Source organism: Chitinophaga sp. W3I9 (assembly GCF_050434025.1).
In the GTDB taxonomy this organism is placed as follows: Bacteria; Bacteroidota; Bacteroidia; order Chitinophagales; family Chitinophagaceae; genus Chitinophaga.
On sequence record NZ_JBNPWC010000001.1, the window covers coordinates 2,994,275 to 3,015,541 of the forward strand.

The window sequence follows — 21,267 nt, forward strand, 5'->3', positions numbered from 1 at the left end:
CTTGTTACCCATAATCAAGCACAAATGCACCGTATTTATTCAAGCACACCTCCGCCAGCTGTTGTTGTTTTGTCCGCAAAATAACCAGCACTACTACGGCTTTTAGCTATTCCTGTTACAGGAATCAGTTCGTCATTTATATGCACTAAGTCTGTTTATTGACCTGGTTATTTTCGTGTACCCATATTCTCCCTTTTTTATTACACAACCGAAAATAATGACCAGGTATATATTAATGGTTTTTGCCGGCGCATGCAGCTTCGGCATCCTTTCTACTTTTGTAAAATTAGCCTACCGCGAAGGCTATACAGCCGCGGAAATATCCGTTACACAGGCCTGCACAGGCATGATCGTTTTGTGGATCCTGTATCTCCTTACCCGGCGGCAACGCCACCGGGTGAAGCCAGGTGATTGGGCCTGGCTGCTGTTGACAGGCGGCGGTATTGGCCTTACCAGTTTCGTATATTATGTGTCGGTAGCCTATATACCGGCATCGGTAGCTATCGTAATCCTGATGCAATTTACCTGGATAGGTTTGTTGATGGAAGCATTGCTGTTTAAAAAGATACCTTCCTTATTACAGCTTATCACCACCATACTGATCCTGGTGGGCACCTGGCTGGGCAGTGGGTTGGCCGGTGGCAGCCTTTCCGGCTTGTCTGTAAAAGGATTGTTGTATGCCGGCGCATCTGCTTTTTTATATGCCGTGTATATCATTGCCAACAGCCGCGTAGGCAAATCGCTGGATACCGGTAAGAAAAGTGCGGTCATCATCACTGGCTCCACGCTATGTATTTTCCTGGTAAACGCACCGCAACTGTTGGCCAGTACCCACTTCGATACGGGTCTGCTGAAATGGGCGCTGTTCCTGTCGCTTTTTGGAACCATTATTCCGCCGTTGCTGTTTGCCAAAGGAATCCCCAAGGTAGGGGCAGGGATCAGCGCGGTGATCATGACCGCCGAGTTGCCGGTGGCCATTGTGTGCTCGCATTTCATCCTGCTGGAACCGGTGAACGGCCTGCAATGGGCAGGAGTTGCGCTCATGTTGTTATCAATGCTGCTGCTGAATGCGCGTTATTTCCGCAAATAGAAGAGGAGACCGGGCATCTTGCCCGGTTCTTTTTTTACTGGTAGAAGATCGCTGAAAGCACTATTACCAGGCCATAGTCTTTAAACTCCCCGCGCATTACCTGCAACGATTTTCCCATGTGCTTTTCCACTGCCTTAACAGAGATGCCCAAACGCAGCGCGATTTCTTTATTGGACAAATGATCCCGGCGGCTCAGCAGGAATATTTCCCGGCTGCGCTCCGTTAATTTATCCAGCGCCAGCGCAAACCGCTGTTCCAGTAATTTCAGATCGTAGGTATTATCTGTTTCGGCGGTAGTAGTTACGGGAAGTTGTTGGTGGTGCTGCTCATGCAGCAGCGAATTCCGCAGTTCATTCAGGATTCTGTTGCGCAGTGCGCCATGCAGGTATGCTTTGGCGTTTTTAATGCCGGTAAGGGTAGCGCGTTTTTTATACAGGGAGATAAAAATTTCCTGGATCATATCTTCCAGCAGATGAGGCGCCGGGAATTTCTTGTATGCATGTTGATACAGTTCCGCTGCATGGCGCTGGTATAAGACTTCAAAAGCCTTATTATCATTGTTCGCCAGTAGTGCCAGTAAAGCTTCATCCTGTAATGCAATATACTCCGTCATGCTTACCACTTAAGCCGGATCACATGATTGCCGGCTGCCCTTAAAAAGCATAAGATATAAAAAAAAGGACGCACCACATAAAACGCCCCGAAAAAATAAATTTCTACCAGGGGGTAGGGTAGCCTTTCACTGCTGTGTCTATACTGCAGACAACCAAAATAATGAGTGATCAACAACTGATAGGATTACTGGAAAAATACCTGCAGGGCAGGGGTACTGAAGAGGAACGGAATGCCCTGGAAGCCTGGTATGAAACATACCAGTCCGCAAAAGCGCCTGGCAGCGATCCGCAGCCCGATCTGCTGCAGATGTACCACGACATTACCGGCAGGCTGAAACAGGAAGGGGAATGGGTGGAGCCGCCACGCGCAAAAATCCACCCGCTCAAACAACGGGGATGGCGTATCGCCGCAGCCATACTGTTCCTGGTGGCCGGCGCCGGCATCTGGACGCTGCTTCCCCGCGTTAACAGGCAGCTGTCGGCAGATACAAAAGACGGCATCCGCAAAAAAATACAACTGGAAGATGGCACGCAGGTATGGCTCAATGTAAGCAGTCACCTTACCTATCCGGCTAACATCGGCAACAGCAGCAGGGAAGTATACCTGAAAGGAGAGGCCTTTTTTGAAGTAAAGCCAAAGGAAACACGCCCCTTCACCATTCATACGTCGGGCGTGGACGTGCAGGTACTGGGCACCCGCTTTAACGTAAAAGCCTACCAAACCGATGAAAGCATGGAAACCACGCTGGTAGACGGCCGCGTGGCAGTAAGCCTTAGCGGGCATCCGGATAAAAAGCTGGTACTGGCGCCCGGTGAAAAACTCACCATCAGGAAGAAGGGTAAAACGACGCCGGTAACAAATGGCCGTATTCTCGACTGGGGCAGCGTACTGGCCATTTTGGAAACAATAACGCCAAATGTGACCAGCAAAAAGGTAAGCGAACTGGTATGGATGGACGACCGCCTGGAATTCAAAGACAAATCCTTCCCGGAACTGGCCATCTTAATGAGCCGCTGGTACAACCGTAAAATTATCTTAACAGATACCTTCCCGGCAGACTACCGCTTCAAAGGCACGTTCAAGAAAGAATCCGTTACAGAAGCGCTCAAAGCATTACAGGTCACTGCCGATTTTAATTTCACTATAAAGGGAGATACCATCTTTATACATCATTAATCAACCAGATCATAAAACAAACAGTAACACGATGAGAAAAATATTCCCGGTTCCCACCGAACCTGTATAACCACTCCTTCCGCCCATAAAAAAAAGGGAAGTGCGGCAACACTTCCCCTAAAGCCAAACATGGTACGAAACAACGTAATCCGTGCGGGATGCCCGTTGTTTCTAATGTCTAACGTTCAATTTCAAATGTATGAAAAAAAAGCTGTGTTCAAAAACAGCCCTTTCCAACTATTCAGTGAGAAAAATATTCTTGTGTATGAAGCTTTGTCTCATCCTTATTACTGCTTCAATTTTACAGGTGCGCGCCGAAGTGTATTCGCAAAGCAAATTCACGCTCAACAGCCGGCAAATTGCCCTGCATAAGCTGCTGGAGTGGGTGGAAACGAAAAGTGACTACCGGTTTCTGTACAACTACAAAACTTTTCCGAAAGATGAAAAGGTAGATGTCAACTTCAAAGAAGCCACCCTGCCGGAGATCCTGGATAAAGTGCTGGCGAAAAATTTACGGTATAAAATGCTGGAAGGCGGACTGGTAGCCATCTCGGAAAGTACGGCCGATATCACGGTAACCGGTAAGGTAACGGCGGAAAATGGCCCCGAGCTGCCCGGCGTAAGCATCCAGCTGAAAGGGACCAGTCGTGGTACCACCACCGATGTTGACGGCAACTTTAAAATAACCGTCCCGGAAAACGGCGTCCTCATCATCTCCTACCTGGGATTTGAAACAAGGGAAATCGCCGTGAAAGGCAACGCGCAGCTGGCCGTCATAACACTGAAATCTTCCGATGCAGGTTTGAATGAAGTAGTGGTACTGGGATACGGACAAAAACAAACACGGCAAAGCATCACCGGCGCTGTGTCCAGCATACAAACAAAAGAACTGAAACAAAGCCCGGTAGCCAACCTATCGAACGCACTGGCCGGAAGATTACCCGGCCTCATCACGGCGCAGCACTCCGGCCGCCCCGGCAGCGACGACTCACAGCTGTTTATCCGTGGGATCAGCACCACCGGCGCCACCAACCCGCTCGTGGTAATAGATGGCCTGCCCCGCGGCGATGCCAATATCGGTCAGCTGGACCCCAACGAAATAGAATCCGTTTCTATCCTGAAAGACGCTTCCTCTACTGCATTATACGGTATACAGGGCGCCAACGGTATCGTGCTGGTGACCACCAAACGCGGTAAAGACGGCCCGCCCAACATCCAGGTGAACATGCAGTATGCCTTGCAGCAGCCTACCAATTTTCCCCGCTTCCTCGATTCTTACCAATCCGGCCTGCTGGAAAATGAAGCCGCCAAAAATGATGGCATGCCGGCGGTATTCACCGACCAGGAACTGGAATATTATAAAACAGGACTGAAACCTTATGACTATCCAAATACCGACTGGTACAAGGAAATCATCCGGGACTATTCCCCGCAGAAAACAGTGAACATCAATATCGGTGGTGGTTCCAAATTTGTGAAATATTTTGTATCGGGTTCTTACCTGCGCCAGGAGCCGGTATACAACCACGCCAATGAAAATATCTACGGCATCAAATACAAATACGACCGCTTTAATTTCCGCTCCAACGTGGATATCACCCTCGATAAAAATACCGACCTGCAGGTAGACCTGGCCTCCCGCCTGGAAAACCGTACCAGTCCTTCTGCGGACCGTGGCAATAATGAATTTTTCTGGGTACTGCTGTCGCAGATGACCAACCGCCTTACACCGGTGTTTAACCCCGATGGCTCTATCGCCTCCGGTACCATGCGGGAAGATTTCTACAACCTGTATGGCGTACTTACCCGCAACGGTTATATCGATGCCTATTGGCATAGCACCAACGGCAGTGTGGCACTCACCCGAAAACTGGACTTTATCACACCCGGACTGAAAGTAAAAGGACTCTTTACTTTCGAGAACTATGGCGATATCAACTTTGCACTGGACCAGGACTTTGATTCCTACCGTTACAAATCAGTGCCCGGTGCAGATGGTACGTATACCCAGCACCGTAAGGCCACCAGTTTACAGCGCTCCGGTTATTCCAGCGGCGAAAGATATTACTACTACGATCTGAAAGTGATGTACGACCGCGATTTTGGTAAACACTCACTCGGAGGCTTGCTCCTGTTCAACCGCAATTACCGCTCCCAGTCGGGCAACCTCCCACGGGTATACGAAGGCTTTGTAGGCAGGATTGCTTACAATTACGCTACCCGCTACTACCTCGAATTCAACGCCGGTTACAATGGCTCCGAGAACTTTCCTCCCGGTAAACGGTACGGATTTTTCCCGGCGCTTTCTGCAGCCTGGGTGCTGAGTAATGAACAATTCATGAGCGGCCAGTCGTTGTTCAGTTACCTGAAAATGCGTTTCTCACACGGTTATGTGGGTAACGACCAGGTAGGCGGCGACCGCTGGTTATATGTATCTGATTACGCCCGCGGCGATGGCTTTACTTTTGGCAGCGTGGGCACCGGCGCCGGCGGCTATTATGAAAACAGGGTGGGCAACACCGCCATCACCTGGGAGAAAGCAGCCAAAACAAACCTCGGTATTGAAACAGGATTTCTGAAAGATAAAGTGAAGTTTTCGGTAGATATTTTTAATGAACTGCGTAAAGATATCCTTACCTACGCCGGCACCATCCCTGCTTATCTCGGTATCACCGCATCACTGAACCGTAATATGGGCCGTATCCGCAATAAAGGTGTGGAAGCAGAACTGAATGTAAATTCCAACATCGGCGCAGTAGGCGTCTTTTCAAAATTGAATTACCAGTATGTAAAAAATAAAATACTGGAGATGGATGAACCCAAACTGGCATATCCTTACCAGAGCGCAGTAGGCCATCCTATCGGGTACGATCTCGGCTACGTGGCAGAAGGACTGTTCCGCAACCAGGATGAAATCAATAAAAGCCCGCAGCAAACTTTTTCACCACTCATCCCCGGCGACATCAAGTACACCGACATCAATAAAGATGGCGTGATCAATGAAGCCGACAGGATCATGCTGCCCATGATGAATGTACCCACCAGTTATTTCGGGGCCACCTTCGGCATCGACTATAAAGGCCTGGATGTAAGTGTGCTGTTCCAGGGCGCAGGCGGCGGACGCCAGATCTACTCTTCGCAGCTCACCGGCAACTTCCGCGAAAGCTACCGGCCCATGCACCTGAACAGGTGGACGCCGGAAAACGCCGACAAAGCCACCTATCCTGTTTTACACTTATCGGAAAGTAATATGGCCAATAACTCGGTCAGTTCTACTTACTGGATCAGGAACACCGACTATGTTAAATTAAAGAATGCTGAGATAGGATACCGCCTGCCGGCGCACCTCCTGAAAAAGGTAAAAATTAAAAGCGCACGCATCTATGTGAATGGTATGAACCTCATCAGCTGGGATAATGTGAAGGAACTGGGGATAGATCCGGAATCCAATACCGGCGGCCGCTGGGGCTGGCAGCCTTATCCGATTATGCGCGTATATAATGCCGGCATCACCATCAATCTTTAATCACCTGTGATAAATTAAAATCATGAATACGTTCTTCGTTAAAACAGGGATAGCAGCAGTACTGATCATGTGTGTTACTGCCTGCGGTAAGAATTACCTGGACAGGAAGCCCAGTGATCTGATCACTGAAAAAGAAGTGTTTTCAAATATTGAAAACGCCGAAAAGTTTGTGAATACTATCTACCAAAGCTTACCCAATATTTTTAAGCCCGGGTCGGCATGGCCGCTCAGCAGTGCCACCGACGAAACCAACCAGGCCAGCGATAATTCCGCTTCTTATCCCGATGCCGGCAATTTCAACACCGGCTCCATGAGCCCTGCCAACTTCCCGATGCAGAGCTCCTGGGCCGACTATTATGGCAAGATCCGTTCGTGTAATAAGTTCCTTGCGCAGTACGACCTCGTGCCCCAGGATCCTAACTATCCGCAACGCCGTAGCCGCCTTAAAGGAGAAGTGCTCACCCTGCGCGCCTTCTACTATTTTGAACTGATGCGCGCCTGGGGCGGCGTACCACTGCTGCTGTCGGAAAAAAATCCGTTTGATGATCCAACAGGCATTTACTACAAACGCAACAGCATCGATGAAGTAACTGCCAGCATCCTCAACGACCTGCAGGAAGCCGGCACTTTGTTGCCGGTGGCTTACAACGATCGCCCTTCCAACTGGGGCCGTGCCTCCAAAATGATTGCACTGGCGCTGGAAGGCCGCGTACGGCTGTTTTACGCCAGCCCGCTCTACAATGCAGGCAACAATGCCGCCCGCTGGCAGGCTGCCGCAACCGCCTGCAAGGCCGCACTGGACACTGCTATCGCCAACGGTTACACGCTGTACGACAGCTACGGCGATATCTTCACCCAATACTTCAACCGTGAAGTGATCTGGAGCCGCCCCGCGCCCGGCGCTTTCGGCGATGGTGGTATTGACCGGGAAATGAATCCCCGCAGCGCCAACGGCTACGGCAACATTACGCCGCTGCAGGAACTGGTAGATGATTACGAAATGAAAACCACCGGCCTTTCCATTAAAGATCCCGCTTCCGGCTACAGCGCGCAACGTCCTTACGATGGGAGGGATCCCCGCTTTTATGCTACCATCCTGTATCCCGGCTGTTCCTGGAAAGGAAAGGTGCTGGATCCGAACGGGGCCGATGCACCGCGTTCCGGCCAGATTGCCACCAACTACTGGCCACGGAAATATCTCCTCCCTTCGGTCGACCTGTTCGCAGGCACCGGTGGCAGCGACCGCAAATGGGTACTCATCAGAACCGCGGAACTTTATCTCAACTACGCGGAGGCACAAAATGAAGCCGCAGGCCCCGCAACAGAAGTATACAATGCCCTCAATGCAATCCGCACCAGGGCCGGTATGCCGGGTGTCAGCGGTGGAACCAAAGAAACGCTGCGCGAAAAGATCCGGCATGAAAGAAGAATAGAACTGGCATTGGAAGATCATCGCTTCTGGGATGTGCGCCGCTGGAAAACCGCTGAACAGGTGGATAATAAAGAAGTACACGGCGTAGCCGTTAGCGGCACCGGCAATGTTTCCTACCGCTACCCCATAATAGAAAAAAGGGTGTTCGATCCGGGTAAAAATTACTGGCTTCCCATTCCGCAAAGTGAAATGGATAAGGTAAGCAGCCAGAATCCTGAGTTTACGCAGAATAAAGGCTGGTAAAGCGTTCTACATCTCCCTAAATTTAAAAGAATGAAAACGATAATATACCGCTTACTGGCAGTATGGCTGTTGTTTACAGCCGCTGCCTGTAACAAAGACAACGATTTCGAACACGATAACAACGCACCGGTGGTAGTGGATAAATTTACACCGGAAACCGGCGCCGCCGGCACGGAAGTGCTGATCTATGGAACCAATTTCAGTAAAGATACCAATGGGGTGACCGTTACGGTGAATGGCAAAAAAGCCCTTATCACCGGCATTATCAGCGATCATATCCTGGTAGTAATCCCGGAAAAAGCTGGCAGCGGTAAAGTAGTCGTAACCATTAACGGCAAAGCAGGCACCGCTCCCAAAGACTTCCAGTATTTATCTTCCTATAAAGTAACCACCCTGGCAGGCAACGGCGCGGCAGGCTACTCCGATGGCAAAGGCACAAACGCCGCTTTTAATTTTGATAAACGCTGCGGCCTCGATGTAGACGATAACGGAAACGTATATGTAGCCGATGCAGGCAACTTACGCGTGAGAAAAATTGCACCCGATGGCGCCGTCACCACACTCGCCGGCAGCGGCACTTCCGGCTATGTGGAAGGCAAAGGCCCCGCCGCACAGTTCTATCTTCCCTTTGATATTGTAACCGATAACAGCGGGAATGTATTCGTATCCGATCCTTCCGCATGGACCATCCGCAAAATCACACCCGATGGTACCACCTCCCGCATTTGCTGGGGCGAAGCCTGGGGAATTGGCATCGATAAACGCAACGGCACCCTGTACTACGCCAACAACGGCAGCCCTGGCAGCATTTATCAGGTAACGCCTGATGGCAGCAGCGTTACACCCATCATCACCGGGCTAAACAGACCCGCTGATGTAGCGGTAGATGACAAAGGGAATTTATTTGTAACAGAGAATGGAAACTCCGTGATCAAAAAGTTTGCTGCAGGTAACTGGGCGCCCACTATCATCGCCGGCGCGGAAAATCAAACCGGCCTGGTAAATGGTACCGGTACCGCTGCACGTTTTGAAAATCCCTGGAGTATTATCGTGGACAAAGCCAACAACCTGTTCGTAGCCGGTAACGGCAGTGCCGACGGATCTTCTGTTAACAGCAACCAATGCATCCGCTTCATCACTGCTAACGCCTGGGAAGTAAGCACCTATATAGGCGGCAGCACCGCAGGATTTGCGGATGGCGCCGGCGCAGCAGCGCTGTTCAACGCACCTACCGGCGTGGCAGTTGACAAAGACGGCGTAGTGTATGTGCTCGACCGCAACAATAACCGTATCCGCAAAGTAACGGCAGAATAAGTAGCAGTGGCGGCCCGTTTTCGGGCCGCCACTTTTCTCAGATAATTAAATGTTCAGTAATGTTCAAACAAGTCCTGTTTTATATAGCCCTATGGCTGTTGCCTGCAACTGCCATGTCGCAAACACCAAAAGATTTCAAATGGAACGTATTGCCTGTAAAAGGGCTGCTGCTCAGCGTGCCAGCTCCCCAGGATGTGCCGCTGCTGTGCCGCTTTATCAAAGAAGCCTTGAAGGCAGAAGGGGTAAACACACTGGCGTTACGGATTGAATATGCATACCAGTTTAAATCGCATCCCGAACTCGCCGAGCGCAACGCGATTTCGGAAACAGACCTCAAACAGATTGTAGCCGCCTGCAAGGAAGCCGGTATCCGCTTTATCCCTACCATGAACCTGCTGGCCCACCAGTCGGAACAAACAGAAATGGGACCGTTGCTGAAAAATTACCCGCAGCTCGACGAATCACCGGACTATAATCCGCCGGTGCCCTGGAAAAACGGCGGTATGTTCGACTTCTACAGCAAAAGCCTATGCCCGCTGCACCCCGACCTGTTCAAGATCATTTTCCCCCTGATGGATGAACTCATCGATGTATGCGGCGCCGATGCGCTTCACGTGGGACTTGATGAGGTGTGGATCCTAGGCTATGATAAGTGCCCCCGCTGCGGGGGCCGCGACAAAGCCGAACTGTTTGCAGGCTATGTAAACGCCTTGCATCAGCATCTCAAAGAAAAAAATTGCCAGCTGTGGATGTGGAGCGACCGCCTGATAGACGGAAAAGAAACCAACCTGCTCGGATGGCAGGCCAGTATGAACAATACCGCCAGGGCTATAGACCTGATCCCGAAAGATATCATGATCTGCGACTGGAAATATGAAGATGCACCGCCCACCCCGGCTTACTTTGCCATCAAAGGATTTCATGTATTGCCTTCCGCCTGCGGAAAAAAAGACGTGGCGCTGGCACAACTGGAACAGGTATATGCCGCCCGGAAAAATGCGCTGCGGGCAGATTTTTCCTATACGTTATCTGAACGGATGCCCGGCGTATTCGAAACCATGTGGGTAAATACAAAAGAATTTATTGATGCCTACTACAACCGAAAAGGTGTGCGCAAACCAACACAGGATAATGCAGATACCTTTAAAGCATTGTTTGCAGAGATCCGGAAAAAAGAAAAGATGTAGCATACTGCTATTTCACGCAATCGTTTGTGCTGGAAAAGCCGGGTGAAATCGCCTAACATTATCCTCCGTTCAACAGCACAAGCCATGAAAAGAAGATCCGTTTTTATTGCCATCTTATTGCTATCCCGGCTGGCGTTATCTGCCCAGGTATATTACGCTGGCAAAACGCCCGCCGTGGCAGTGGTGCAACCCGCTGCCAATACACTGGGGAATAATATACTGGAAGTAAAAATAAACGTGTTGAAGAACCACCTGCAACAGGTAACGTTTACGGATAAGCTGCGTGCTAAAGCATTCTCTTTTCCGCAACATAGTTTGTTTGAATTAAAATTGAAAGATGGAACCGTATTAACCGCCGCTGATTTCCAGGTAAGCACAAAAGACGCCGGTAACATCACTGCTTCACCAACCGCAGTACGGTTGATAGCGCGCCTGCCCGGTAAGCAGCTCAGCTTTACATTGGTAAATACTGTAAAGAATATTCAGGTGATCTGGCGGATCACGTTGCACAACGACTGTAACTTCATTCAGCAGCATTTCCATATCACCGATCCTTCGTCGGCTGTGGACGATCTGTTACTGGTAAATGTTCCATCGGCCTATCAGCCGCAGCTTTCCGGCACTGTGGACGGTTCGCCCGTTATAGCCGGCAACAGTTTCTTTGCGCTGGAACACCCGATGGCACAGGGACGTGTAACAGATAAAGGTATTCAAAGCAGCGTGGCGGCATCTGCCACGCTGCGCTCCGGCAACGGGTTTGAGGTGAGCACAGCCTGGGGCGTTACCCCGGAAACACAGCTCCGTCGCGGTTTCCTTTACTACCTGGAAAAAGTGCGCGCGGTACCTTATCGTCCTTTTCCACATTACAACTCCTGGTACGATGCAGGTTACGACGGCCGGGAAATTACCGAAGCCAACGCAATGGACCGTATCCGCATGTTTGGCGACAGCCTCGTCGTAAAACGCAAAGCAAAGATCAGCGCTTTCCTTTGGGATAGCGGCTGGGATGATTACAATAAACTCTGGTATTTCAGCAGGCACCTGCCCAACGGGTTTAAGAATATGGAAGCACTGGCGGCTAAATATCATGCTGCCATGGGCGTATGGGTGTCTCCCTGGGGCGGCTACGACCAGGAAAAGATCAGTCGCCTTGCCAGCATTAAAACGCTCGGCCTTCCCTTTACGCCCAATGAAAATGGCCTTAGCCTGGCGGATAAAAATTACTTCCGCTACTTTAAAAAACTAACCACCGGTTTTGTGAAAGACCAGGGTGTGGTGAGCTTTAAATTCGACGGCGTAGGCGCTGGTAATGGCGCCAGCGGGGCAGGAGAGAAGTACGCTAAAGATGTGGAAGCATTTTTACGCGTCATCACCGATCTGCGCAAAATAAAACCCGACCTCTTCTTTAATTTAACGGTAGGCACCTGGCCCTCTCCTTACTGGCTCAATTATGGCGACGCCATCTGGCGCGCCGGCGGCGATATGGATGTACTGGGCGCCGGCACCAAAAGGCAGCAATGGATCAACTACCGCGATGCGGAAGTATATAAAAATGTAGTACAACGCGCAAAATTATATCCGCTCAACGCTATGATGTATCACGGCGTGGTAATCAATAATGAAAATGGCGTGGGCGCAGGTTTTACCAACGACGATAAAGGCATTGCGGAAGATATCTGGGAGTTTTTTGGCACCGGCACCGGCATGCAGGAACTGTATATCAATCCGCACCTGATGAGCGGCAACAGCTGGAATGTATTGGCCAAAGCCATGCGCTGGTCCGAAAAGCACCGGGATGTATTATCCGATGCACACTGGATGGGCGGTGACCCCGGCAAACAGGAGGTGTATGGCTTTGCCGCATGGAACCAACAGGAAGGCATCTTAACATGGAGGAACCCATCTCCCGGAACAAAAAGAATTACTTTCAATCTAAAAGAAGTGCTGGAATTGCCGGTTGGCTATCATACCAGGTTTGCTGTTTTGAATGTTACAGAAGATGTAAAAGAAGAAGAGATGGATAGTGAGAAAACGATTATACTTGAACTGGCGCCATTCCAGGTGAAAGTGCTGGAGCTGAAGCCGGGGAAGTGATTCCAGGTTATTTATAGCGGGCGGTTTTTATGACAGCGTTTAATTCTGCGAGAAATAAATCAGCTTCCTTTTTATTTCTGATAGACATGGAAAGGCTATCGTTGCTTAAACGTTGCGTGGACGTATCCTCAACCGGCCTGACAGCCTTGCCGGAGCTTGCTGCAAACTGAATGATTTTATCTAATTTTTGTTGGATATTCTTCGTCATATGTCGAAATTATGGTTTTTTATTGAATAATCAGTTGTTTAAATGAATCCTACATACCAATCTACTCCAATTGTTATAATAACGTCGCAGAGATAATTTTTATTGGTTAGAAACATCCTGTGATACAAATATGCACGTATATCATTAGATCCATCTACGCCAATGGTCGATGAATTATTTTTCCGCAGAAAGCTTAAGGCAAACAATAAGACCGTCGAGAACATTTGCCGATATTTGAGTGATTAACCTTAATCTCGTCGTTAATTTTTCCTTCTTCATTTAAAGGACCAAAGGCCAGGTTGAAAACATTTGGCAATAACGGATCGGTCAGAGGTCTGATTTCTATTTTTAGTAAAATCAATTTTCCGTTCTTTAGTCTGGAATAGAATTTTATATCCGTTAAATCAGTGGCAACTTCTATCGCTCAAATGTATCTTCAAAGTTTATTCTGATCATTAGTCAAACGTATAGATTTTTTAGAAGGAGAATAACATTAATTGTACACTACAAAGACATAAATAGTAATATAGGTTTAACATATTTTTTAAAAAAAAAGGCGTTTCACACTCAATGAAACGCCCTCTCCATCTCATTTAAACGGGTCCGCATACTTCGGCTCCGTTACCAGCGACTGATCAGTCAGTGTTTTAAGAAAAGCAATAATATCGTTTTTGTCTTTCGCGGAAAACACCAAACCCCCGCTTTGTATTCCCGAAAACTGTATACCGATATTTGGATTTTGTTTGATCCCGGTAGAATAGTGTTCTATCGCATCTTCGAGTGTGGCAAAGCGGCCATCGTGCATGTACGGGGCAGTCAGCTCCACATTCCGCAGGCTTGGAATTTTAAAGGTACCCTGATCGGCGGGTTTGTGGGTAATCTCACCAATACCTTTGTCGGTGTAGTTACTTTCCAGCCCGTTGTTGGAGCCAAACCCGGTATTCACCCCGGTGTTGTCCACAATGAGATACGAGGCGTTTTTTCCCACCCCGGCGGTGGAGAAGTCGCTATGACATTCGGTGCAGAAATCCGCCTGCATCAGCCGCATGCCATTTTTTTCTGAGGCGCTGAAGTTGCTGAATTGCATGGCTACTCCCTGATCATACCTGGAATTGAAGGATACAATGCTCCGCAGGAACTGCGATATTGCTTTGGCTATTTTATCGGAGGTAACCACTTCGCTTCCGAAAGCAGCTTTAAATAGTGCCGGGTAGTAACTTATCCCTGTTAATTTCGTTTCAAGAGCAGCGAGGGAAGGTATTCCCATTTCTATATGATCCAGGACAGGCATCAGCGTTTGCGTTTCAATATCTTTGGCCCGCATGTCCCAGAACATGGTGGCCGACCGGAAGAAGCGGAGATTCACCACCGGCATGCTGTTACGCCGGGTTAAATTCCCTTCAAATCCTTCGGATGTGGCTACGCCGTCGGTAAAGGCTTTGTCCTGGTGGTGACAGGAACCACACGACCGGGTATTATTCACCGACAGCGACTTGTCATAAAATAATACCCTGCCCAGGGTAGCTCCTGCATTGGTAATAGGATTGCCAACAGGTGTATTGTCCAGGGTAGGATTGGCATTCATAAATGCCTGCATGTAAGGAGGCATATTGTTGCGGGTGCTCACATAGTCGTAAAGTGTACCGGGCAGGTTAGGAGCGCCAGGATCATTTCCGCCAGGCTCCGGGTTCGGCTCATTGGGTATGGGAGCGGGGTTGGCGCCGTTGTTCTCCTTTTTACAGGAAACCGAATTTAAAATAACAAGGGCTGTCCCGGCTATCAGGCAGATGAGATTTCTTTTGCTGATGGTTTTCGTCATGGTACAGATATTTGGGCTAATACACTTTAATTCATTTTTACCCTTACCTGGAACCATTAAAAAATTATTTTTTGAAACAGATAGGGGGATTTGAAAGCTGAAGTGTATTACCAGGGAACGATCACTTCAATCACGGTAACCGGTTTTGTATTGAACGCACATATTGGCAAGGCAGATGACCTGTACAGGCAGATAGAAACATACTTTCAAACGTATTTTGAAGGTTTGCACCGCTATGCCTTCACTATACTAAAAGATAATGATGAGGCCAAAGATGCAGTACAGGTGGTTTTCCTGAAGTTATGGGAGAAAAGGACAACAATAGACGGGCAGCAGTCGGTGAAATCCTATTTGTATACGGCCATCTACCATTATTGTCTTAATATAAAAAGACATAAAAAAATAAAAGATCATTACGCAACAACCAACAATCATCCTGCCGGCGAATTCAGGAATGCCCTGGTCAGCAAGGAAACGCAGCAACGGATCATGGCATGCATCGGAAAATTACCGCCACAATGTAAGCTGATCTTCACCAAAAGCAGGTTTGAAGGAAAGAAGTATGCAGATATTGCGGCAGAAATGGACCTTTCTGTAAAAACCGTAGAAGCCCAGATAGGAAAGGCTTTACGGATCCTTCGAGCGGAACTGTCGGACATCACGATCGCTGTATTTATTTTACTTTTATTACAACCATAATGAGCAACGGGGAGCTGTTATACGGGTTATTAGGGAAATACTTTTCCGGGGAAGCCTCCCCGGAAGAGGCGATGGCCGTGGATGACTGGATCACGCAGCACCCGGATCACCGCAAATTATACAACGAAGCAGCAGCAGCCTGGGACGCAGCCGGGAACAACCCGCATCACCAGCTGCCGGATAAAGCGCTCCTGCTGCATGAAATCAAACAAAAGGCAGTGGGGCATAAACTGCAAAGGAACGCCTGGCGTATGGCAGCAGTCATATTGGTGCTGATAGGCGCCGCTACCCTTTACTTTATATGGCGGCCATCACCTGCAGTTGCTCCTTTGGTGATCAGGCAAACCACCACCGGCATTTACCGCGATACCCTGCCGGACCACTCCCTGGCAGTAGTGAACAGCCATTCGGTTATCAAGTATAACCCGGGCCTCGCAGATAAAACAAGGTTCATTCAATTAACCGGGGAAGCCTGGTTCAATGTAACTTCTGATCCGTTAAAACCGTTTATAGTATCAGTGGGGGACCTGCGCATTAAAGTATTAGGCACTGCCTTTAATGTCCGTGAACTGGCAGCCGTGATTGAAGTAGCGGTTACCAGCGGCGCTGTACTGGTCAGCAAGGGAGATACCGCTATAATAGCAAAAGCAGCACAACAGCTGGAGTACAACACCATCTCCCAGCGTTTCAGCATCACAGGCGCCTTTAATCCCAATAAAACGGGATATGCCACCAGGATCTTTAATTTTGAAAATGCGTCGTTGAAAGAAATTGTCACTCAACTGGAAAAGGCATACAACATTAAAGTGATCCTGGAAGATAAACGCCTGGAGAACTGCACCATGAGCAGTGCCTTTGAGAATAAACCAATACAATACGTATTTGAAGTGATTTCAGTTACGTTGAATGTACAATGTAGATTTGAGCATGACAGGATATATATCAGTGGGGCAGGATGTAATTAGTCTGCTATCGAAATTTTTTATAGCGGCAGGGTTAACCCTCTTAACAGCCACCGTTTTTGCTCAGGAAGCCACCGTGAAGTTACAGGAAGAAGTAACCATTCCCGTTGCAGATATGCGCCTGGATGCTTTGCTGACCCTCGTCAGCAAACAGGTAGGCATCCGGTTTTCCGTGAACACACGGAAGTTTCCAACCTCCAGGACCGTGCATGTAAAAAAAGGAACGCAATCTTTGTTAAGGTTGCTCACAGAGCTGCGTGAACATACCGGTATTGATTACCGTGTGCTGGGAGGTCATATTATTTTTGTAGATGCACCACCGCTTATTGTTACAAAAAAAGCTCCTGTAGTGATAAAACGGGAACGCGTAATACCACCTGCCCGTTTTGTCATCATCCCTGTTTCCCCGGTGACTACCAAACAGGCAGGTGTTATATTTCCCGCGCCGGACACCATAAAAAAGAATACCGGCTATTTCAGGCCACTGATAACTGCACCACCTGCCGGCGCTAAAAGAAGCGAATCGGCATTCGCATTAAAACCCTATGCCGCCGCAGGGATGGTAGCAGACGAATCTTTTTATGTAAATCCAACCATCCATGTAGGAGTACCATTCCTTTACCTCGTCGGTTCCTGGAGCACTAACTTTTCTTTCTCTATGCTCCGGTATGGCGCAGGTACTTCTATACGTTTATCAGACAACTGGCGTTTACATCTGCAGGGTACTACAGGAAGGATGGAAGCGAACTATGACTCGCTGGCATTCCTGCAAAAAACAGTGAAAGCACAGCTACGTAAGTTATCCCTGGCAGGGGAAAAACAAATAGGCGATCATTGGCGGCTTCAGTTTGGGGTGGCGCTGAATAGCCTGCAAACAACCTATTACACAGAAGGAAAACCACGTGCCCTGGGAAAGCAGGAGAGTGAGGCACTCGCTAATGTAAAGTATTTTAAACCACCTTATACCATCAGCAATAATTTCTCTCCGGATGCAAGCCGCAGTAATAAATTATGGATCGGTTTCCGGGTAGGCATTTTCTACAGTTTCTTAAGATGATTGCATTAAACATAAAAAAGAAGCCGGCTCCATGTAATAAGCCGGCTTCCTTCCTCAATTACCTAACACCGCTTTCAACTTTTGATCCAATTCATCCCCGCCGCTTCCAACAAGTTTGAATAATACTTTCCCGTCCTTATCCAGCAGTATTTTAGTGGGAAACCCGGTGATACCGTATGCCATCGCTAAATCGGCAGACGCCTTTTCGTAGTTGTTAAGTACCTGTATCCAGCCGATGCCATCATCACTGATAGCTTTTAACCATGCCTTTTTTGCATCTTCCAGGTTGTTGGCTTTTTCATCTGCAACGCCCACTATTTCTAATCCTTTATCTTTATACTTTGCGTATACTTCCTTCAGGTGCGGGTGACTCGCCCGGCAGGGACCACACCAGCTTCCCCAGAAATCAAGTAATACATATTTCCCTTTAAGGGAGGATAACGTAAACGGCTGACCGTAATTATCTTTTTTGGTGAAGTTAATAGCCGCGGCGCCCTCGCTGGTAGCTTTGGCGCCGGATATCCGGGAGCCCAGGTACCTGCCTAAATAAGTATTTTTATAAGTGTCGCTTAACTTGTTGTACGCCTGCTCATAGGCTACTGCATCGTAGTCGCCCTGCAACCTTACCAGCAGCATAACGCTTACGAAAGACTTGGGATGCATTGCCACAAACTGTTTACGCATAACCGTGAGCTGTTCATTGGCGGCGGCCATTTCTGTTGTCATGGCTTTCCTGGCGGTGCTGTCTTCCGGTTTGCGCATGGCGGCCGACTTCTTCCTCAGCTCCCATACTTTTGATACCAGCGGCATTTCTCTTTGCCGGAGCGCATTCAGTTCTTCATTGGCTTTGTCGCCCTTCACTACTGCTTTGTAAAGTTCGGTGGCATCACCGGTAATGGTTACATCCGTATTTTCCGTGAGAAGGATTTCCAGGTTAGGCGCGGGCATAAACATACCGCCTTTCACCATTTCAAATTTTGAAGCAGGGTGGCGCGACAAAAAAGTACCCACTACAGGCTCCTGTACCTGCCCTGAAAAGATGAACTGGTCGCCATTGCGGGCAATTACCGTATCTGCCATATGCCCGCTGGCGGTTACATACGACAGGCTCAGACGATAGTCGTCCTGGCCTTTGATATGGGCAGTTATCTTGTATTTCTTTTGTGCGGTTGCCGGGAGAAAAGCGGCCAGCAGCATGCTGCCGGCCATTATCAATGTGTTTTTATTCATGGTTGGTGTATGATGTTTAGAAACTGGACATTGGAACAGAGGCCGCCTGTTTTGCAGGAACGGCTTTGGTGCCTTTTGCCAGGCTCTCCTTTATTTTCTTTTCTGCGTCTTCACTGTAGCCGGTGAAACGCTCCATAATTTTTCCTTCGGTATCCACCAGGTACATAGTAGGGATGCCGGAAAACTGGAATTGTTCCATGGTCTTATCCTTGTTATCACTCAGCAATTGTTCCCATGGCATAGCTTCCTCTTTCATTGCCTTTTCCCAGGCATTTTTATCAGTGTCGATGGAAATGCTTACTACCTCAAAGCCTTTTGCCTTGTAACTTTCATACAGCTCTTTTACCTTTGGGATGGCCTGCCTGCAAGGGCCGCACCAGCTTGCCCAGAAGTCAACCAACAGGTATTTACCCTTGTATTTTTCCAGTCCGGCCAGCGACCCATTGGCATCAGGGTACTTCACAGATGGCATAGGCTGCCCTGCTTTCAACCGCATGGCCTGTGCTTTGTTGGTGATAATCGTTTCCTTCAGCAGCTTTGCTTCTGTTAACCACGGATAACGCGCTATCAGCACCTCCAGCATTTTCATGGCATTGTCGTATTGTGCACCTGCCTGTGTGCCCGCCATACCACGGATGGCATATACCATCACCGGGCGGTCGGCATACGCTTTGGTAAGCACCTCTTCGCGGATTTTATAATCCTCGCCCATCGGGTTATATTTCTGATGGTCCCTCATATAGGCGTACCAGGTAGTATCGGTGGCTTTCTTGGCATAATACTCCATGTTGTATTCATCTATCATCCTGCGGTAATTCAGCTCGTTGTTCAGCTCGCGGAGGTTCACAAAGTTATTGTCGTAAGATCCTGCCACATAATTGTAGTGCGGAATCTTCACCTTATACCTGGCAGTATCATACCCTCTCATATGTACCGTTACATCGGCATCGCTCCAGAAGGTGGCACGGTCCCAGTTCATCGCATTGATAATATAAATGCCCTGGTGGTCCTGTTTAATTTTAAAAGAAAAGGAATTGTCTTTGCCTACTTCACAGGAATCTACTACCACAGGTTTTCCTTTGAAGTTATCTTTCGACAAAAATACTTTATTGACCGCCTGTTTGGGATCGGTAAATTCAACGGTGCCTTTTACCGTAACCGATTTAACTAACTTGTTCTGTTGCGCCTGTAATGCTGCGGGTATGGCCAGCACCGCTACACAAATCTTGAAAATTGCTTTCTTCATCATTGTTTGTTTAATTTATTATTTTAATATTTTATTTACTGTAATCTGCATTCTGCGCCAGGTCAGGATTGATGAAAAATTCCCTGGAAGGCAGCGGCATCAAAGCATGCGTTATGGGTTGCCCGAACGACTGCAGCCAGCTATCCATTTTACCAAAACGGCGCATATCACTCCACCTTAAACGTTCGCCAATGAATTCTCTGCGGCGTTCCTGTTCTATCACCGCAAGGAATGCGGCCGGACTGCTGAAATCGCTGCTGCTAACAGTGCTGGCTTTACGGGCCGTACGCAGCTGGTTATACATGCTTACATCTGTTACGCCTTTCCGTGCATTGGCTTCTGCTACAATCAATAATGCTTCGCTATAACGGCAAACCACATACGAAGGCGTAATTTCTGCAGGAAACTTGGTGAGAAAGTATACAGAGTCTATGATAGCGGCGCCTTTGGTACGCAGGAAACAAGTTCTGCGCACATCTGCCGGCTCATAGGATTTAACAAGGTTACTGTCGACCCAGGTGTTGCCGGAACCAGACATATTCACGCCGTTGTAAGTACCGGGACCAAACACTGCAGGCAATCCATAGAAGGTATTGGTGCTGGTTTCATTGATTTTATACACGGCTTCTGCACTGTTCACCTGCGATTTGAAGATATCGGTATAGTTAGATTGCAGGCTGAACTTCCCGGAGCTGATCACCGCTGTTGCCAGGGTCAGCGCGTCATCATTACGCCCCTGCTTCAGGTATAACCTCGACAGGAGCAGCTGCGCAGCCTGTTTGGAACCGGCTGCCGGGCTGGTGTAGTCTGCCAGCAGCGTAACAGCTGCTTTCAGGTCTGCTTCAATCAGCTGGTTGACTGCTGTGAGCGGGCTGCGCGCCGGCCGGCTTTTGGGATCTTCCCCGCCTTTTATGATAGCAGCGTCACCAAAGCATTCAGAGAGCAGCATATAGGAGAAGGCACGTAACAGGTACGCTTCTCCCAGCGCAGCACTGATGGTACTGTCGCCAGGAAACCCGCTGGCGTATTGAATTACCATGTTGGCATTGGCAATACACTGGTAAGGCTGCCGGTACGCTACAGGCAACGAATTATCATTGGGCGCGATGTTATTGTTGTCGTATGTGGGGAAGGTGAGCGATTGAAAGTCGTCGCTCATAATATCCTGGAACGCATAATAAAGATAAAAGGAACCGTTGTTGGTGAGCGCCAGCTTGGCGCCGTTGATCACCAGCGGCAGGTTGTTTTTACTGAGTTGTGAAAAGCCGATCTTCGTATCAGGCGTAACCTCGTCCAGTTGCTTACTGCAGGCAGAAAAACTGATGGCGGCTATAGCGGTAAAATATAATAAAATATGTTTTTTCATGTG

General features: G+C 48.6%; 16 protein-coding genes. 10 read left to right on the forward strand and 6 right to left on the reverse strand.

What is annotated here, in order from left to right; all coding sequences use genetic code 11:
- Positions 1-217: 217 nt before the first annotated feature.
- Complete coding sequence (locus tag QFZ51_RS12505; RefSeq protein ID WP_429046242.1) at positions 218-1,090, forward strand: EamA family transporter; 873 nt, start codon at positions 218-220, stop codon at positions 1,088-1,090.
- Between the two features lie 34 nt (positions 1,091-1,124).
- Here QFZ51_RS12505 and QFZ51_RS12510 read toward each other — a convergent pair whose 3' ends face one another.
- The gene (locus tag QFZ51_RS12510; protein WP_429046243.1) at positions 1,125-1,703 is read right to left on the reverse strand and encodes an RNA polymerase sigma factor; all 579 of its coding nucleotides are present in this window, start codon (positions 1,701-1,703) and stop codon (positions 1,125-1,127) included.
- Between the two features lie 161 nt (positions 1,704-1,864).
- On the opposite strand from QFZ51_RS12510, the gene QFZ51_RS12515 reads away from it, so the two are divergent.
- The 6 genes from QFZ51_RS12515 to QFZ51_RS12540 all read left to right on the forward strand — a co-directional run bounded on the left by QFZ51_RS12515 (position 1,865) and on the right by QFZ51_RS12540 (position 12,677).
- Positions 1,865-2,881: a FecR family protein gene (locus tag QFZ51_RS12515; RefSeq protein WP_429046245.1), complete on the forward strand. Its 1,017-nt coding sequence runs from the start codon at positions 1,865-1,867 to the stop codon at positions 2,879-2,881.
- Positions 2,882-3,146: 265 nt separating this feature from the next.
- Positions 3,147-6,407, forward strand: a complete 3,261-nt coding sequence (locus tag QFZ51_RS12520; RefSeq protein ID WP_429046247.1) for a SusC/RagA family TonB-linked outer membrane protein — start codon at positions 3,147-3,149, stop codon at positions 6,405-6,407.
- 22 nt (positions 6,408-6,429) lie between these two features.
- Positions 6,430-8,082, forward strand: a complete 1,653-nt coding sequence (locus QFZ51_RS12525; protein WP_429046249.1) for a RagB/SusD family nutrient uptake outer membrane protein — start codon at positions 6,430-6,432, stop codon at positions 8,080-8,082.
- A 30-nt stretch (positions 8,083-8,112) separates the two neighbouring features.
- Positions 8,113-9,396: an IPT/TIG domain-containing protein gene (locus tag QFZ51_RS12530; RefSeq protein WP_429046251.1), complete on the forward strand. Its 1,284-nt coding sequence runs from the start codon at positions 8,113-8,115 to the stop codon at positions 9,394-9,396.
- Positions 9,397-9,455: 59 nt separating this feature from the next.
- Positions 9,456-10,583 carry a family 20 glycosylhydrolase gene (locus QFZ51_RS12535; protein ID WP_429046253.1) on the forward strand — a complete coding sequence of 376 codons (1,128 nt, stop codon included), beginning with the start codon at positions 9,456-9,458 and terminating at the stop codon, positions 10,581-10,583.
- 84 nt (positions 10,584-10,667) lie between these two features.
- Positions 10,668-12,677 carry a hypothetical protein gene (locus QFZ51_RS12540; protein WP_429046254.1) on the forward strand — a complete coding sequence of 670 codons (2,010 nt, stop codon included), beginning with the start codon at positions 10,668-10,670 and terminating at the stop codon, positions 12,675-12,677.
- Between the two features lie 7 nt (positions 12,678-12,684).
- Here the strand turns inward: QFZ51_RS12540 and QFZ51_RS12545 are convergent, their stop codons facing one another.
- Both QFZ51_RS12545 and QFZ51_RS12550 read right to left on the reverse strand, forming a co-directional pair.
- Complete coding sequence (locus QFZ51_RS12545; RefSeq protein ID WP_429046256.1) at positions 12,685-12,885, reverse strand: hypothetical protein; 201 nt, start codon at positions 12,883-12,885, stop codon at positions 12,685-12,687.
- Between the two features lie 589 nt (positions 12,886-13,474).
- Positions 13,475-14,704 (reverse strand): cytochrome-c peroxidase, encoded by a 1,230-nt coding sequence (locus QFZ51_RS12550; RefSeq protein ID WP_429046258.1) that lies wholly within the window; start codon positions 14,702-14,704, stop codon positions 13,475-13,477.
- Between the two features lie 90 nt (positions 14,705-14,794).
- On the opposite strand from QFZ51_RS12550, the gene QFZ51_RS12555 reads away from it, so the two are divergent.
- Genes QFZ51_RS12555 through QFZ51_RS12565 form a run of 3 tightly spaced genes read left to right on the forward strand, consistent with a single transcriptional unit; the run spans position 14,795 to position 17,422 of the window.
- Entirely contained in the window at positions 14,795-15,403 is a 609-nt protein-coding gene (locus QFZ51_RS12555) for an RNA polymerase sigma-70 factor (RefSeq protein ID WP_429046259.1), read from the forward strand.
- Positions 15,403-16,368: a FecR family protein gene (locus QFZ51_RS12560; protein ID WP_429046261.1), complete on the forward strand. Its 966-nt coding sequence runs from the start codon at positions 15,403-15,405 to the stop codon at positions 16,366-16,368. Before QFZ51_RS12555 ends, QFZ51_RS12560 begins: the two co-directional genes overlap by 1 nt.
- Positions 16,331-17,422, forward strand: coding sequence for a hypothetical protein (locus QFZ51_RS12565; protein ID WP_429046263.1), 1,092 nt, complete (start codon positions 16,331-16,333; stop codon positions 17,420-17,422). The genes QFZ51_RS12560 and QFZ51_RS12565 overlap by 38 nt, the downstream gene beginning before the upstream one ends.
- 54 nt (positions 17,423-17,476) lie before the next feature.
- Here QFZ51_RS12565 and QFZ51_RS12570 read toward each other — a convergent pair whose 3' ends face one another.
- From QFZ51_RS12570 to QFZ51_RS12580, 3 genes are read right to left on the reverse strand one after another with little or no spacing between them, the layout of a single operon-like run.
- Positions 17,477-18,652, reverse strand: coding sequence for a redoxin family protein (locus tag QFZ51_RS12570; RefSeq protein ID WP_429046265.1), 1,176 nt, complete (start codon positions 18,650-18,652; stop codon positions 17,477-17,479).
- Positions 18,653-18,668: 16 nt separating this feature from the next.
- The gene (locus tag QFZ51_RS12575) at positions 18,669-19,901 is read right to left on the reverse strand and encodes a TlpA family protein disulfide reductase (RefSeq protein ID WP_429046266.1); all 1,233 of its coding nucleotides are present in this window, start codon (positions 19,899-19,901) and stop codon (positions 18,669-18,671) included.
- A 28-nt stretch (positions 19,902-19,929) separates the two neighbouring features.
- Positions 19,930-21,264 carry a RagB/SusD family nutrient uptake outer membrane protein gene (locus QFZ51_RS12580; protein ID WP_429046268.1) on the reverse strand — a complete coding sequence of 445 codons (1,335 nt, stop codon included), beginning with the start codon at positions 21,262-21,264 and terminating at the stop codon, positions 19,930-19,932.
- Positions 21,265-21,267: the final 3 nt, after the last annotated feature.